General features: G+C 62.0%; 14 protein-coding genes. 3 read left to right on the forward strand and 11 right to left on the reverse strand.

What is annotated here, in order from left to right; translation table 11 throughout:
• Positions 1 to 131: 131 nt before the first annotated feature.
• Positions 132 to 992: a hypothetical protein gene (locus ACZ5WW_RS14350; RefSeq protein ID WP_377171970.1), complete on the reverse strand. Its 861-nt coding sequence runs from the start codon at positions 990 to 992 to the stop codon at positions 132 to 134.
• 151 nt (positions 993 to 1,143) lie between these two features.
• Here ACZ5WW_RS14350 and ACZ5WW_RS14355 point away from each other — a divergent pair, with 151 nt between their 5' ends.
• Positions 1,144 to 2,439, forward strand: a complete 1,296-nt coding sequence (locus ACZ5WW_RS14355) for an MFS transporter (protein WP_377171968.1) — start codon at positions 1,144 to 1,146, stop codon at positions 2,437 to 2,439.
• Positions 2,440 to 2,487: 48 nt separating this feature from the next.
• Here the strand turns inward: ACZ5WW_RS14355 and ACZ5WW_RS14360 are convergent, their stop codons facing one another.
• The 9 genes from ACZ5WW_RS14360 to ACZ5WW_RS14400 form a co-directional block, all read right to left on the reverse strand.
• Complete coding sequence (locus ACZ5WW_RS14360; RefSeq protein ID WP_377171966.1) at positions 2,488 to 2,940, reverse strand: RNA recognition motif domain-containing protein; 453 nt, start codon at positions 2,938 to 2,940, stop codon at positions 2,488 to 2,490.
• Positions 2,941 to 3,178: 238 nt separating this feature from the next.
• Positions 3,179 to 4,018, reverse strand: a complete 840-nt coding sequence (locus ACZ5WW_RS14365; RefSeq protein ID WP_377171964.1) for a Spy/CpxP family protein refolding chaperone — start codon at positions 4,016 to 4,018, stop codon at positions 3,179 to 3,181.
• On the reverse strand, positions 4,015 to 4,362 hold the full coding sequence (locus ACZ5WW_RS14370) for a hypothetical protein (protein ID WP_377171962.1): 348 nt from the start codon (positions 4,360 to 4,362) through the stop codon (positions 4,015 to 4,017). Before ACZ5WW_RS14370 ends, ACZ5WW_RS14365 begins: the two co-directional genes overlap by 4 nt.
• Positions 4,352 to 4,876 (reverse strand): RNA polymerase sigma factor, encoded by a 525-nt coding sequence (locus ACZ5WW_RS14375; protein WP_377171960.1) that lies wholly within the window; start codon positions 4,874 to 4,876, stop codon positions 4,352 to 4,354. Before ACZ5WW_RS14375 ends, ACZ5WW_RS14370 begins: the two co-directional genes overlap by 11 nt.
• Before the next feature lie 80 nt (positions 4,877 to 4,956).
• A complete protein-coding gene (locus tag ACZ5WW_RS14380) occupies positions 4,957 to 5,997 on the reverse strand; it encodes a hypothetical protein (protein ID WP_377171958.1) in 1,041 nt (346 codons plus the stop codon).
• A gap of 69 nt (positions 5,998 to 6,066) precedes the next feature.
• Positions 6,067 to 6,885, reverse strand: a complete 819-nt coding sequence (locus ACZ5WW_RS14385; protein ID WP_377171956.1) for an oxidoreductase — start codon at positions 6,883 to 6,885, stop codon at positions 6,067 to 6,069.
• Between the two features lie 79 nt (positions 6,886 to 6,964).
• Positions 6,965 to 7,429 carry an SRPBCC family protein gene (locus tag ACZ5WW_RS14390; RefSeq protein WP_377171954.1) on the reverse strand — a complete coding sequence of 155 codons (465 nt, stop codon included), beginning with the start codon at positions 7,427 to 7,429 and terminating at the stop codon, positions 6,965 to 6,967.
• A gap of 51 nt (positions 7,430 to 7,480) precedes the next feature.
• The gene (locus ACZ5WW_RS14395) at positions 7,481 to 7,768 is read right to left on the reverse strand and encodes a DUF3253 domain-containing protein (protein ID WP_377171952.1); all 288 of its coding nucleotides are present in this window, start codon (positions 7,766 to 7,768) and stop codon (positions 7,481 to 7,483) included.
• A gap of 6 nt (positions 7,769 to 7,774) precedes the next feature.
• Positions 7,775 to 8,254, reverse strand: coding sequence for a TspO/MBR family protein (locus ACZ5WW_RS14400; RefSeq protein WP_377171950.1), 480 nt, complete (start codon positions 8,252 to 8,254; stop codon positions 7,775 to 7,777).
• Positions 8,255 to 8,356: 102 nt separating this feature from the next.
• Between ACZ5WW_RS14400 and ACZ5WW_RS14405 the strand changes: the two genes are divergently transcribed.
• Both ACZ5WW_RS14405 and ACZ5WW_RS14410 read left to right on the forward strand, forming a co-directional pair.
• Positions 8,357 to 11,275: a PSD1 and planctomycete cytochrome C domain-containing protein gene (locus tag ACZ5WW_RS14405; protein WP_377171948.1), complete on the forward strand. Its 2,919-nt coding sequence runs from the start codon at positions 8,357 to 8,359 to the stop codon at positions 11,273 to 11,275.
• The gene (locus ACZ5WW_RS14410) at positions 11,268 to 12,692 is read left to right on the forward strand and encodes a DUF1501 domain-containing protein (RefSeq protein WP_377171946.1); all 1,425 of its coding nucleotides are present in this window, start codon (positions 11,268 to 11,270) and stop codon (positions 12,690 to 12,692) included. The genes ACZ5WW_RS14405 and ACZ5WW_RS14410 overlap by 8 nt, the downstream gene beginning before the upstream one ends.
• Positions 12,693 to 12,850: 158 nt before the next feature.
• Here ACZ5WW_RS14410 and ACZ5WW_RS14415 read toward each other — a convergent pair whose 3' ends face one another.
• Complete coding sequence (locus ACZ5WW_RS14415; protein WP_377171944.1) at positions 12,851 to 14,446, reverse strand: cryptochrome/photolyase family protein; 1,596 nt, start codon at positions 14,444 to 14,446, stop codon at positions 12,851 to 12,853.
• Positions 14,447 to 14,557 lie beyond the last annotated feature (111 nt).

A 14,557-nucleotide genomic window follows, 5' to 3' on the forward strand; every position in this document is an offset into this window, starting at 1 on the left:
CTCCAGCAGAGTATTATAGTGTTATGAACCCACCTGAGCACGGCTTCGCCGGGCCAGCGTCATGCTTGCAATCAAAAGCCTAAGAGGCGTAGGAATACATCCCCAAAACGGCCACTGCCGGAATCCCGCCTTTAAGGCTGGGGTTTAGTCGCTGGCAGTGGCACGGCATCCGGCTCAAAATCGAGCACATCCTGATGCGTGCGCAGGGCTTTCCTTGCCTTGTCAAAGAAAGAGGTGAGATCCTGGGCGTTCATCTGCTGCTTGTCGTCAATGTAGGCGTGCAGCTTCTGAATCTCGCCGTCGGCATCAAGGTTGACGGAGTTCATCACCTTCTGGGCCTGCTTGTAGGTGCTGGAGAATTTGCCCTGGGCCTGTTCAAAGGCTTCCTTGGCCCCCTCCTGACGAAGGTATTCCTTCTCTGCATCGCGGAAATTGCTGCTGAAGAGGCGCTTGAAGAAGCCTCCCTTCGGTTTTTCAAGCTGCTTGGAAGCCTGGGCGTCAAAGTAGTTTGCCAGCTCCTGAAACTCCTGCATCGGCTTCTGGTACTGCTTTTTCAGGTAGCTCAGCCCCGTGGTGATGATCGAGAGCTTTTCCACTTCCGCCTTCGACAGCGCCTGCCCCGCCTTCACTTTGTCCTCCAGCAGGTCAATGTATTGCAGCGTGGTCTTGTTGCCCTCGAAGATGTTTTCAAACTCCTTGGCGGCAATCGCCAGACGCTTGCGCTCACCTTTGCGAAGTTCATCGATCTTCTTTTCATGCTCATCATTGAGCGCGGTGACCATTTTCTGATGCTGCGCCGCCTGGGTTTCGAGCGTGCGCTGAAATTCAGCCTTCTTCGCGCTCATCTCCTCGGCATGCGCAGCCTTGACCTGCTCAAGCTCCGCATGCACCGCCGCGAGGTCCGCATGCGACTGAAACAGGAACCAGCCAAGCACGCCGGAGGCGAGAAAGCTCAGCACGAGCAGCGCGGTAAGGTTTTTGATGGCAGTCATGGTAAGGAAGAGTTGATGAAACTTCGCGGCAGGCAAGCCGGTTCATTGCGTCGCTTTTGCGCTGCAACACACGGCTCATGCACGCCTTCCGGTTCTTCTTCAAGCTCGAATCCTGCTAGGGATGGCTGATTTTCTGCGTCTTGTCTCTACGATGTCTTCCTCCGCACGCCCCACGATCGTCCGCCATCAGATCCTAGCCACGGCGACCATGGTAGCCTTTCTCATGTACCTGGACCGCATCTGCCTGGCACAGATTGTGAGTTCAGACTCGTTCCAAAAAAGTGTCGCTTTGGAAGGCTGGCAGATTGACTGGGTCAAAGGCGCCTTCTTCTGGGCATACGCTCTGGCCCAAGTGCCTGCCGGGTGGCTGAGCGACCGTTTTGGAACGCGCACACTCATCACCATTTACATCGCCATGTGGTCGGTTTTCACCGCGGCCACCAGCTTTGCCACGGGCTTCACCACCCTGCTGCTCGCACGCTTGTTCTGCGGACTGGCCGAAGCCGGCTACTATCCCGCCAGCAGCGGCCTGCTCACCCGCTGGGCACACATCGAATCACGTGGTTTTGCCAGCAGCCTGATCTCCTGGGGCGGACGCGTGGGCGGTGCTGTGGCACCAGGCCTGACTGCATTCGTGATTCTGCGCGCAGGCGACTGGCGCTGGGCAGGGTGGCTGTATGGGCTCGTCGGCGTGATCGTCGCCGCGTCATACTGGCGTGTCTTCCGCGAGCATCCCCGGCAGCACCCGCGCTGCAATGCGGCTGAGATCTCCCTGCTGGCAGAGGGCAGGGGAGACTTCCAGCCCGTCAAAGATCCGCCCAAAAGCTTCCCTCTCAAGCTCTCCTGCAAAAGCACCAATCTCTGGATGGCCAATGCCGTGCAGTTCTTCACCAACATCGGCTGGGCTTTCCTCATCCTCACCCTGCCGGACTACCTCAGAAAAGTGATGCACCTGGAGGAAGGCATGACCGGCCTCATCACCACAGGCGCACTCTCCATTGGCATCGCAGCCCTCCCGCTCGGCGGCTTCATCACGGACTACATCAGCCGCCATCATGGCAAGCGCCTGGGTCGCATGCTGCCCATGTCTGTCACCAAATTTGCCGCGGCTGCCTGCTACATGCTGGCCCTGTGGACTGATTCCCCCTGGGGTATGGCAGCGGCCTTTGGCCTCGTCGCCTTTTTTGGCGACATCGGCCTGCCAGCCATGTGGACGACCATGCAGGACATCAGCGGCAAATACCAGGCACAGCTCTTCGGCTGGTCCAACATGTGGGGAAACCTCGGAGCCGCCATCATGCCCATGCTTTTCTCTGTCGTGCGTGAGAATTTCGACACCAACCAGGACTACCACGAGGGCGTCTGGATGTGTGCGGGGGCCTTTGTTCTGGCAGGCGTGTTTGCGCTGTTCGTGAACGCAGAAAAACCCGTGATCCAGGAGGGCTGAAACGCTCTCACTGAACCACGGGCTTAAAATCAAAAGGAAACTGGGAAATTACCAGCCGCCTTCGTCGCCGCCGCGATTGCCACGGTCAAAGCCGCCGCGCTTGCCGCCGCCACCACCGTAGCCGCCACGGCCACCGCCGCCGCCACCACCGTAGCCACCGCCGCCGCCGCCACCACCGTAGCCGCCACGGCCACCGCCGCCGCCACCACCGTAGCCGCCACGGCCACCGCCGCCGCCGCCAGCCGGACGTTCTTCACGTGGGCGGGCTTCATTGATGGCCAGCTTACGGCCCATAAATTCCTGGCCATTCTGCGCATTGATCGCAGCATTCATGGCTTCTGCAGAGTCCATGGTCACAAAGGCAAAACCACGTGGACGTCCGCTTTCGCGATCCATCGGGAGGAAGACTTCGGTGACACCACCATATTGGGAGAACAGCTCACGAATGTCTTGTTCCTGAGCGGCGAAGGGCAGATTGCCCACATACATCTTGGTATTCATATCTTTGTTGGGTGCAGTCTTCCGCTTCGCGCCAGAATCAGCCCCGATCATCGGTATATGAACACCAACGGATTCAAAATCACCTGATGAACGACTGAGCCTGACCCTTAACAGGTGACTTACAGCGTCTTATCGCCGGAAACGGGCCAAAGGCAAACGAAAGTTTTCTACGGTTTCACCCCGACACCGCCATACGGGGAAACTCCTCATTCCCCTGCTTCCCGGTTTTTTGCCCGGCCTACTTCTTCAGCTTGCCCTCCACATAGGTGAGGATGCGCCCCACTTTTTCGGCGTCCTGGGCCTCTTTGGCAGCTTCAAATGCCTCCTTGGCCTGCACCAGTTCGCGCAGCAGCGGCAGTGAAATGATCTCCTGCCCGGCCACCTGCAGGCTTTCATAGCGTTCCTTCAGGGTCTCCAAGTCCGTGATTCCAGGCTCAAACTTGGAAAAGTCCACCTTTTCCACTTCGGCCTCCAGCTCTTTGACATGCGAATCCTCCATCAGCTCATCCAGCTTGGCATTGGCCTCGGAAAACTGCCCGCTCTGGATCAGCTTTTCGATCTCGCCGCCACGGTATTTCATCGCCTCAGTAGGCGGCAGGCCGATCGATTCCACCGCAGCCCTCAGCTTGCCGGCTTTCTGATGGACCTTGGCCTCCAGAGCGCTGCCTCCGGCCACCTTCGGCGGGCCGAGCTTCCTGGCTTTGGCCAGCTGCTCCGGAGTCAGCACATCACGCACGCCGATCAGCGTCCGGAGCTGCAGCTGTTTGATCGCAGCTTCCGCATTGAGCAGTTTCGTCAGCTGTTCCGCCGCCGCATCAGCTGCAGTCTTCGGGTCTTGCAGCATCTGGCCGAGCGCCTTCTTCTGCTCCTGCACGGCCTGTTCCAGCGGCTCCGCCTGCGCACGTGCTTTGCTGAGCTGGGAGTTCAGCTTCACCTGCTGCTCTTCGGTAAGCCCCAGCTGCTCACGTACTGAATCGAGCACATCCGGATGCAGCAGCCCGCTTTTCAGCCAGTCCTCCACTTGAGCTGCGGGCAGACTGGCGGCAGCAAGAAACAGACAGCAAAGAAACTTTTTCATGGGTGAATAAGGTTAAGGTGTTCAGGCAGAAGAAAATCCGATGGCGCTTCAAGTGCCATCAGCGATGGCTCGATGCTGGCAAACAGCTCTCCAGACGGCACATCAAACAAAGGCGGCAGGGCTTCACTCAGCGACGGCCCATGCTGCGGCATACGCCCCAGGAAGAGTGACAGTACGACCACGCTGGATGCCGCCAGCACTGCCGGCATCCAGCGCCTGGAAGGTTCGGGGCGTTGCCGGGGCGCATCCAGCAGTTCTGGACACCAGGCGGGTGCATCTTCACGGTCAGACCGGCGCAGGCGCGCAAAAATCGCGAGCAAATCGTCGTCAGTGCTAGGTTTCATGGATGGGGTCGGGTTGCAGAAGGCTGCGCAGGCGCGCTTTGCCACGTTCGTAATGCTGGCGCACAGAGCCAAGGCTCACACGCAGCACTTCCGCCGCTTCGTTGAGCGTCAGATCCTGGTAGAAAACCAGATGCAGCACCTCTGCCTGTCGTGCTGGCAGCTGCGCCAGGCAGCGCCGCAACTCGGCCGTACGCTCGTCCAGCTCCATCTTTCGTGCGGGCGAAGGACTGGGATCCTGCTCCGCAGCGCCGAAGTGCAGCAGCAGCCTGCCCAGAAGGGATTCGCGATATCTCAGCCGCCGGAACTCCTCGTAGGCCGTGAGTCGGATCACTCCAAACCACCACGTTTTGAAGCTGGAGCGCCCATCGTGCAGCGTCCGCTGCTGGGCCAGTTTGAGATACGCGTTTTGCAGCACGTCCTCCGCCCGCGCATGATCGCCCGCACAGCAGTGCAGCGCCCAGCCAAAGGCGTCGGGATGCAGGGCTTCGAGCTGGTCGGCAGTCGCGCGTTCCATTCATTTCCCGCTGAGTGCCGCGGGCTGCCGCTTTGTATGACACCGGCGTGGAAAAAACCAGCCGCATGCTTGAGCGCTGCTCACTTCAGGAGCGCAGCCAGCCCCAGCAGCAGAGTCAGCACCAGCATGCCCCCGGCGGCGATCCAGAGCTCCACGGTCTGCTGCGGCAGAAACGCCACCGCATACGTCATCCCCACCTGCAGCCAGCTGCAAATAATGAAGGCGGTGGGGCTCGCGTGCCGGGTGTGGGCCTTTTGCGCCTCCTCCATGGTCAGCGGTGCCGCCTCAGAGCTGGCCGGCGCTATGGCCTGCTGCACCACCACCGGGCGGTGGGCAGGCGCCTCCACATGCAGGATGGTTTTCTGCCCTGATCGGGCCGCCTCCTCTTTCGGTGTCTCCGCCGGCGCTTGTTTGGAAATGATCTTCGGACCGCTGTCCGCACTCTTGGGAAGAATGGCGGACACTTTGGGCAGGACTGCAGCTCCGGACACGAGAGGTCTGGCTACCAGAGCCTGTGCAGATGCTGCAGCGCTGTTGCTCAGGAGGAGCATCCGGCCGTTGATGCTCAGACTCAGCGGAGGCTCCAGCACCGCCTCCTTCTCGCCCGCACGTCCCAGCCAGCCCACCGTCGCAGAATCGTCCAGCAGCTGCACCTGCACCTTGCCCCCGGGTGCCGCCCACAGGGCCAGCAAGCAAGGCGGGCAGCCCGCATCTGAAATCACCACCTGGCATTCGGCACCCGAGCCCACCAGCAGAGGCACAGCCTGGCGCAAAATCACCGGCATCTCTCCTGCCCTAAGTCCCTGCACCACCATGTCTCTATCCTCAGGCACGGCCGCATCCGCAGCAGGTCTGGCAGGCCGGATGATCTGCAGCTCGGTGCCGCCCAGAGTCATTTTCCAAGGCAGAGGCTGCGCGTAGGGCACGCCACCGTTGGCCGGATGCACCACCGCAACCTCGCAGCGATTCACCATCTGCGCTTTCAGCTCTACTTCTGCCACCGCCTCTCCGCTCACCTGAATGCTGCAGGCCGTTCCACGTCCGACGCTGATGGTCTCGCCGTCCTGCACCAGCAGGCAGCGGCGGCGGCCGTTCAGTTCATAAGGCACGGGAATGTTCATGTCGGGTGGCTTTCTTACGCTGCATCCGGCCGCAAGTCGAACGAACGATCATCCCCTGCGCGGGCTACATCAGCTCGCAAAATCCGTCGCTGCGGCCACGTCTCCCCAGCGCTCGGCCTCGCGTGTGAGGGCTGCGGCTTTGTCACGCATCTTCTTCACCACATACTTGCCCAGCGGCAGGCGTGGCGGCGTCTCGCCATCCAGCACCATCTTCACAATGGCCTGCGCGGCACGCACCGGATCGCCGGGCTGCTTGCCGTTCACGGTTTCAAGAAACGTGGCAAACTTCCGCGCGCTGCCGTCATAGTCTGCGATCTGCGTGGCGGCCTTTTCCAGTCCCCGTGCGATGAAATCCGTGCGGAACGGCCCCGGCTGCACCAGCGTCACGTGGATGCCCAGAGGCGCCAGCTCCAGCCGCAGGCTCTCGCTCATCATCTCCAGCGCGGCCTTGGCCCCGCCGTAGATGCCAAAGCCCGGATAATTCGAAATGGCCGCCGCAGCGCTGATGTTCACAATGTGACCGCGCTTCTGTGCCCGCAGCCCTGGCAGCACCGCGCGGATCACATTCAGCGGGCCAAAGAAATTCGTCTCCAGACTGCGGCGGATCTGCTCGTCGCTGCATTCCTCCACCGCACCGATCAGGCCATAGCCCGCGTTGTTGACGATCACATCCAGCGCCCCCGCAGCCGCGATCACTTCACGGATGTTGGCCGCATCGGTGATGTCGAGCGCCATGACCTCGCAGCTTCCCGGCTTTTCCAGATCCGCGATGCTGCGCACGTCACGCGCCGTGGCGATGACCTGCTGCCCGGCCGCCAGCGCCGCCTCTGCAATCGCCCGGCCAAAGCCGCTCGAACATCCGGTGATCAGCCATTTTTTGGAACTCATGCGCGCTTTGTTTTGATAGTATGGGTTGGAAAGTCAGCCAGCAGATACGGCACCCGCCGCTGTACGGACTCTCCCAAACTCAGCCGGGGAAAATCTCCCGCATCGCCTTCTCCCGATGCGCAAAGACGCGCTTCAGCTCCGGCGCCACCAGCCAGGGATGCGCCAGCTCTCCCAGAGGGCCAAAGGGCATCACATACGTTACGCGGTCGGTCGTCTGGGTGCGCCCGTCACCCAGATCCTCAAAGTCATGCTCATGATGCCACACCGCATAAGGCCCCACACGCTGCTCATCCACAAAGCGCCTGCCTTCCACCACATGCGTGATCTCCGTGAGCCACGTCATGGGAATCCCCAGCAGCGGGCGTAGCCGGTGCGTGATCATGAGCCCCGGATAAACGGCGGCCGGCAGGTCTTTTTCCTCCGTGGAAAACCCCATCCCCGGCGGCGTGATGCGGGCCAGATTGCGCGGGTTGGAAAAGAACGCCCATACCTCCGTCAGCGGCGCAGGAATGATCTGCTGATGAAACAAAGTGTGCACAGCCATGCAGAAGCGGTTTACGCCTCAGCCTGCCACGCAGATTCCACAAGGAGCACGCTAGTCCTTCGCCGGCCTTGCCAGCCGGATCGGTCCCCGCGCGGCCAGTGGATCCGCAGGCACGCCCTTCTGCGTGCAGACCAGCAGCCCTTCATCCACCAGCTCGGCCGCTACCTCGCGCACCGGCTGCATCAGTGGACGCCAGTCATGGCTGAGCTGCCGAGCCGCCTCGGAGGGACAGTAGGTGGCCCCCTCGCCCCGGCACGCTGCCAGCCGCAGCAGGCATTCACGGATGGCAGCCGCATCCACCACCGTGGGCTTTGAGCATGCCTGTGCAGGTTTCGTCATGGATTCTCAACCATTCAGCTGCCAGATCGTGACGTTCAGCGCTGTGGCAAACGACACCCACATCAGATACGGCACCAGCAGCCACCCGGCCGTGCCGCGCACGCGTCGAAATGAAACCAGCATGGCCGCAATCATGAGCCACAGCACCACGATCACCGTCACCGAGACCCCCAGCCAGTGCAGGCCGAAAAAGATCGGCGTCCAGGCTGCATTTAGCGCCAGCTGCACAAAGTAAAGCACCAGGGGCTTTGAAAAGCCCGAGCGCTTCCACACCATCCACGCCGCCACCGCCATCAGCGTGTACAACAGTGTCCATGTCGGGCCAAACACCCACGGCGGCGGATTCCACGTGGGTTTGTTCAGCGCCGCGTACCACGCCCCCGGCATGGAGCCCACACCCACACTGAGTAGCGGAGCACAGAAGGTGACGACGATGAATCCGGCCAGTGCGAGGCCGGATTGCATTTTGGAGAGAGACTTGCTCATGAGGGAAGGGGGCTGTTCCCAGATACGTCTCTCACCACAGCCCAGAGCGCGGCTGCACGCAAAAAATCTCAGGATTGTCCAAAGCCGATGCATGCACCCTGCATGTTCAAACGCGTTGGTTTCAGCATGTTGCGTCTCATGTCGAAATACCTGCTGCCACTCCTCGCCCTCTCGTTTTCCGCTCATGCGGAGCCGGTGAGCTTTAGCCGCGAGGTGCTGCCGCTGCTTTCGGACAACTGTCTCTCCTGCCACGGCCAGGACGCGGGCCATCGCAAAGCGGACCTGCGTCTCGATACTCAAGAGGGCGCACGTGAGGTGCTCAAGTCCGGCGACTTCATGTCCCGCATCGTCAGCACCGACCCGGAGGAGGTCATGCCGCCGCCAAAATCACACAAGCCCGCGCTCAAGGCCGAGCAGGTCGCACTGCTGAAACGCTGGATCGCCGAAGGTGCCAAATGGGGCAAGCACTGGTCCCTCGAAAAGCCGGTGAAGGCCAGGGTCGAAGGCCATCCCGTGGACTTCTTTGTCAAAGCCCGCCTCGCCAAAGAAGGCCGCACGCTTTCCCCCAAAGCACCAGATTACATTCTCCGCCGTCGCATTTCCTTCGATCTCACCGGCCTGCCTCCGACATCGGAATCTCAGACCATAGACAGCCTGCTGGCATCGCCCCACTTCGGCGAGCGCATGGCCATGTGGTGGCTGGATGCCGCACGCTACTCCGACACCGATGGCTTCCAGTCCGACGCCTCGCGCACCAACTGGCCCTGGCGCGACTACGTGGTGGAGTCGTTCAACGCCAACAAGCCCTTCGATCAGTTCACGCTGGAGCAGTTTGCCGGAGATCTGCTGCCCAATGCCACGCCCGAGCAGAAACTGGCCACTTGCTTTCACCGCAACCACATGACCAACGGCGAAGGCGGTCGCGACAAGGAGGAGTCCCGCATCGACTACGTAATCGACCGCGTGAACACCACCGGCACCGTGTGGCTCGGTCTCACGCTCGGCTGCACCCAGTGCCACTCGCACAAGTTTGACCCCATCTCCCATCACGACTACTACAGCCTCAACGCCTTCTTTAACAGCATCGATGAAGACGGTGCTGCCGGCACGGCTGCCAAGCCTTACCTGAGCTACCAGTCTCCCCATGCCAAGCGTGCCGTGGATGAAGCCCAAAAACTGGTCGATGCCCGCAAGCCGGTCGAAGCTCAAGCGAAAGCCGACGCCGCCACGCCCTTCGAGAAATGGCTCGCTGAAAAGCAGAGCGCGGTGAAGGGCGGCTTCACGGCATGGCACGTGATTCATGGCACGGTGGAGTCCCAGGAAGGCTCGAAGCTGACCCAGGCCAAGGACGGCATCGTCACTGCCAGCGGCCCGAACCCCAAACAGGACGATTATCGCCTCATCTCCTCCGTCAAGCTGCCGCGTCTCACCGGCTTGAAGCTCGAAGTGCTGCCGCAAAACGGTGTGCTCTCCCGTGGCAAGGACGGCGAATTCATCCTCACTGACATCAAGGTGCAGGTGCGACGCAAGGGCAGCTCCCAGATCCGCGACATCCTTGTTAAGAACGCCGTGGCCGACACCAAGGTCGAAGGCAAGGCCCGCGAGTACGGCGATGTGAAAGGCACGCTGGATGACGACCCGCGCAACGGCTGGACCACCAGGGGCTTCCCCAAAGACCAGCCGCATACCGCGCTTTACGGCTTCGCTGAGCCGCTCGAACTCGAAACTGACGAAGAGCTCATCTTCGAACTCCGCCAACGCTCCACCAATGGCGATGCCAACATCGCCAGCTTCCGCGTTTCCGCTACCGACCAGCCCGGCCCCGCCGTGCGCGAACTCGGCCTCACGCCTGTCGAACAGCTCGCCGCCGGCAAAGTCGAGCGCGAGCGCCTGATGGCGCAGTTTCTGGAAGATTATGCACCCTACCAGCTCGCCAAGGCTTCGCTGGATCGCGCCACCGCGCAGCTCAAGGAAGTGCAGGCTGCCGCAGGCAAGCTCAACGTCATGGTGCTCGCAGAACGCAAAGAGCCGCGCGTAACGAATGTGCTTGTGCGCGGTGTCTGGGATAAAAAGGGCGATGTCGTCCAGCGCGACGTGCCCGCCGCCATCGCCCCCTGGCCCGCAGGTCTGGCGCGGGATCGCATCGGCCTCGCGAAGTGGATCACGTCCAAGGACAACCCGCTCACCGCACGCGTGTTTGTGAACCATGTGTGGCAGATGTTTTTCGGTGCGGGACTGGTTCGCACGCCAGATGATTTCGGTCTGCAAGGCCAGCGCCCCACGCACCCCGAACTGCTCGACTGGCTGGCCGTCGATTTCATGGAGAACGGCTGGGACGTGAAGAAGTTGATCAGGCTCATCGTCACCAGCGCGACCTATCAGCAGTCCTCCGACCGCACAGACGCCTCCGATCCGCAGAACTTCCTCCTCTCGCGCGGCCCACGCTTCCGCCTGCCCGCCTGGATGATCCGCGATGCCGCGCTCGCTTCCTCCGGCCTTCTCAATCCCGCCCTCGGCGGACCACCTGTACGCCCCTACCAGCCGGATGGCGTGTGGGAGGAGATCTTCATGGGCCGCTTCACCTACGAGCCCAGCCAGGGCGCGGCCCAGCACCGCCGCACCCTGTATGCCTTCTGGCGGCGTAGCATCGCCCCCACCTTCCTCTTCGACAGTGCCCAGCGCCGTGTCTGCGAGGTGGCCATGACCCGCACCAACACACCACTGCAGGCACTCACCCTGCTCAATGACGAGACGATGATGGAAGCCTCCCGCGCACTAGCCAAGCGCATGCTGGCGGCCAAGAGCGAAGACCGCCTGCCGCTTCTCTACCAGTCTGTCCTGACACGCCAGCCCACCGCCAAAGAACTCGCCGTGCTTCAGCGCGAGCTCGACAGCGCCCTGGCCCATTACCGCACGCATCCGGAAGACGCCCGCAAACTGCAAACCACGCCCGAACTCGCCGCGCACACGCTCGTGGCCAGCCTGGTGCTCAACCTCGACGAAGCCATCACCCATGAGTGAATCCTCCCTCAACACCACACGGCGCTACTTCCTCGGCCAGTGCACCGGCGTTTCCGTCGGCGCCATGGCGCTGCACTCCCTCGCAGAGCAGCCGGAGGTGCCGGGCCTTCCCTCGCTGCCGCATTTTGCACCCAAGGCCAAGCGCGTCATTTTCCTCACTCACTCAGGCGGTCCCTCGCAGCTGGAGCTCTACGATCACAAGCCCGGGCTTATGCGCCTCGCGGGAACGGAGCTGCCCGAATCCGTGCGCCAGGGCCAGCGCCTCACCACGATGACTTCCGGTCAGAAGCAGCTCATCCTGCCGGGGCTTACCCAGTTCAGCCGCTGCGGCAAAAGCGGCGCCACCATCAGCGAATGGCTGCCGCACCTGCAGGGCGTGGCGGACGATCTCTGCTTCATCAAGTCGATGACGACAGACCAGATCAACCACGCGCCGGCCATGACGCAGTTTCTCACCGGCCATCAGCTTCCCGGTAGGCCGAGCATGGGCTCATGGATCAGCTACGGCCTCGGCAGCCTGAACCGCAACCTGCCCGACTACCTCGTGCTCATTTCCAAAATGCAGCGCCCGAGCGACCAGCCGCTCTACGACCATTACTGGGGCAGCGGTTTCCTGCCCTCACGCTATCAGGGCGTGAAGCTCCGCAACTCCAAAGACCCCGTCTTGTACCTCACCGATCCCGAAGGCCTGCCACGCCATCTGCGCCGTGGCATGCTGGATGGTCTCGCGGAGCTAAACCAGATGCGCTTTGAGCAAACGCACGACCCCGAGATCACCACCCGCATCCGCCAGTATGAAATGGCCTACCGCATGCAAAGCAGCGTGCCGGAGCTGACCGATCTCAGCGACGAGCCCGATCACGTCTTCGACATGTACGGCCCTGACTCACGCCGCGCCGGCAGCTATGCCGCAAACTGCATCCTCGCGCGTCGTCTCGCTGAGCGTGGCGTGCGCTTCATCCAGCTCTTCCATCCCGACTGGGACCACCACAGCCGCCTCCCGAGCTGGTGCACCGCCCGCTGCCGCGACACCGACCAGCCCAGCGCCGCCCTCATCAAGGACCTCAAACAACGCGGCCTGCTCGATGACACCCTCGTCATCTGGGGTGGCGAGTTTGGCCGTGGTGTCGCTGGCCAGGGCAAGTGGGACAGCCCCGAGGCCGGGCGCGATCACCACCCGCGCTGCTTCACCATGTGGATGGCCGGCGGCGGCATCAAGCCCGGCATCACCTATGGCGCCACAGACGACTTCAGCTACAACGTGGCCGAAAACCCCGTCCACGTCCGCGACCTGCACGCCACGGTGATGCACCAGCTCGGCATCGACCACGAGCGCTTCACCTTCCGCGCCCAGGGCCTCGACTTCAAGCTCACCGGCGTCGAACCCGCGAAGGTGGTGAAGGACGTGCTGGCGTGATCTCCAACATAAAACGAACATCCATGTTCGTCCCCAAATCCCCCGTTCAGCCGCAGCGTTTTTGGAGTGCGGTTGCGCAGCGAGGAACGAGCGCAGCTACCGCTTTCCGCAAGCTCGTGAGTGCTCGCACATCAGTTCCCACCCAAAAGCAGCAGTCTTCAAGCGCAGGTCATCGACGCAGCCGCACTCCAAATGGGAATCACCCCTCTCCACCACCCCTCTCCACCACACCTCTCCCGCACCCGTCGCGCCTGCTCCTGGATCTCGCCTCTCTGTTCCGCACTCAGTCGAGTCAGGTTTTTCAGCTGCATGCTCATGCGCTGGTTCTTTTTCAGTCGCGGCTCATGCTGCAGCAGGTAGTCCCAGTACAGCGTGGTAAAGGGGCAGGCCTTGGGTCCTGTGGACTGCGCGGGGTCATACTTGCAGCCGGTGCAGTAGTTGCTCATGCGCTGGATGTACTTGCCGCTGGCCACGTAGGGCTTGCTGGCCATCAGGCCACCGTCGCCATACTGGCTCATGCCCAGCGTGTTCGGCAGCTCCACCCACTCCACCGCGTCCACATACACCGCCAGGTACCACTCATGCACCTGATACGGATCCACCCCGTAGAGCAGTGCAAACAAGCCGGTCACCATCAGCCGCTGAATGTGGTGCGCGTAGCCATAGCGCAGAGTCTGGCCGATGGCTTGGCTCAGGCAGTTCATGTCCGTCTTTCCCGTCCAGTAAAAGGCGGGCAGTTTCTCATGCGCCTGCATTTCATTCAGCCGCACATAGTCTGGCATCTTCAGCCAGTAGATGCCGCGCACATACTCCCGCCAGCCCAGGATCTGCCGGATGAAGCCCTCCACCGCCGCCAGCGGTGCCTTGCCGCTGCGCCACGCCTTTTCCGCAGCCGCGATCACCACACGCGGATCCAGCATTTTGAGATTCATCGCCGCGCTGAGTCTGGAGTGGTACAGCCACGGCTCATTCATCCACATGGCATCCTGGTACTGTCCAAAATCAGCCAGCCGGTGCACGATGAAATCCTCCAGCGCCTCCAGGCTCTGCGCCGCCGTGACCGGCCAGTCAAAATCCGTCAACGTCCCCGGATGCTTGGCAAAACGCTCCTCCACCAGTGCGATGACCTCCCGCGTGATCTTGTCTGGCATAAACCGCTTTGGCGGCATGCGCAGCAGGTCCGGCCCCTCTTTGCCAAAGGTGCCGCGGTTGTCGTGGTCAAAGTTCCACTGCCCGCCCGCCGGGCCGTCATTCTCCATCAGCACGCCCGTGCGCTGGCGCATCTCTCGGTAGAAGAACTCCATCCGCAGTTGTTTGCGGCCCGCCGCGTGTTTGGCAAACTCCGCCGGTGTGCAGAGAAAGTGGCGGTCTTCCCGCACCTCCAGCGGCACGCTCAGCTCTGCGGCCGCAGACTCCAGGTCGCGCTGCACTCCCCACTCCCCGGCCTGCACCATGATCAGCTCAGAGGGTTTCAGTGACAGCACACTCGCACTCAGCGCCTCCACCAGCGTCTCATGCTTTCCGATTTCATGATAGTCCACACGCCATCCCTTTTCCCGCAGCGCCTCACGAAAGTGCCGCATGGACGCGAGAAAGACCGCGATGCGCGCCTTCACGTTCCACACCTTGGTGGACTCCGCCGCCACCTCCGCCATCCACACCACATCCCGCTTCGGGTCGCAGCCGTCAAAGGCGGCGGACTGCAGATCTAGCTGGTCTCCCAGCACGAGGATGAGACGGGGTCGGGATGGCATGGTGCATGCGCATTACGCGCCCCATGACTGTCAGGCCGCACTCCTCTGGGCGGCTTTCTGTCCTTCGTGTTTGCCGAAGCCCGGATGCGCGTCATTCATCTGCCACCGCAT

This window comes from Prosthecobacter fluviatilis (assembly GCF_055388355.1).

What these genes read in the sequence shown, in the direction of transcription:
- ACZ5WW_RS14350 (WP_377171970.1), bottom strand. Translation starts at nt 992, where the DNA reads ATGACTGCCATCAAAAACCTTACCGCGCTGCTCGTGCTGAGCTTTCTC.
- ACZ5WW_RS14355 (WP_377171968.1), top strand. Translation starts at nt 1,144, where the DNA reads ATGTCTTCCTCCGCACGCCCCACGATCGTCCGCCATCAGATCCTAGCC.
- ACZ5WW_RS14360 (WP_377171966.1), bottom strand. Translation starts at nt 2,940, where the DNA reads ATGAATACCAAGATGTATGTGGGCAATCTGCCCTTCGCCGCTCAGGAA.
- ACZ5WW_RS14365 (WP_377171964.1), bottom strand. Translation starts at nt 4,018, where the DNA reads ATGAAAAAGTTTCTTTGCTGTCTGTTTCTTGCTGCCGCCAGTCTGCCC.
- ACZ5WW_RS14370 (WP_377171962.1), bottom strand. Translation starts at nt 4,362, where the DNA reads ATGAAACCTAGCACTGACGACGATTTGCTCGCGATTTTTGCGCGCCTG.
- ACZ5WW_RS14375 (WP_377171960.1), bottom strand. Translation starts at nt 4,876, where the DNA reads ATGGAACGCGCGACTGCCGACCAGCTCGAAGCCCTGCATCCCGACGCC.
- ACZ5WW_RS14380 (WP_377171958.1), bottom strand. Translation starts at nt 5,997, where the DNA reads ATGAACATTCCCGTGCCTTATGAACTGAACGGCCGCCGCCGCTGCCTG.
- ACZ5WW_RS14385 (WP_377171956.1), bottom strand. Translation starts at nt 6,885, where the DNA reads ATGAGTTCCAAAAAATGGCTGATCACCGGATGTTCGAGCGGCTTTGGC.
- ACZ5WW_RS14390 (WP_377171954.1), bottom strand. Translation starts at nt 7,429, where the DNA reads ATGGCTGTGCACACTTTGTTTCATCAGCAGATCATTCCTGCGCCGCTG.
- ACZ5WW_RS14395 (WP_377171952.1), bottom strand. Translation starts at nt 7,768, where the DNA reads ATGACGAAACCTGCACAGGCATGCTCAAAGCCCACGGTGGTGGATGCG.
- ACZ5WW_RS14400 (WP_377171950.1), bottom strand. Translation starts at nt 8,254, where the DNA reads ATGAGCAAGTCTCTCTCCAAAATGCAATCCGGCCTCGCACTGGCCGGA.
- ACZ5WW_RS14405 (WP_377171948.1), top strand. Translation starts at nt 8,357, where the DNA reads ATGTTCAAACGCGTTGGTTTCAGCATGTTGCGTCTCATGTCGAAATAC.
- ACZ5WW_RS14410 (WP_377171946.1), top strand. Translation starts at nt 11,268, where the DNA reads ATGAGTGAATCCTCCCTCAACACCACACGGCGCTACTTCCTCGGCCAG.
- ACZ5WW_RS14415 (WP_377171944.1), bottom strand. Translation starts at nt 14,446, where the DNA reads ATGCCATCCCGACCCCGTCTCATCCTCGTGCTGGGAGACCAGCTAGAT.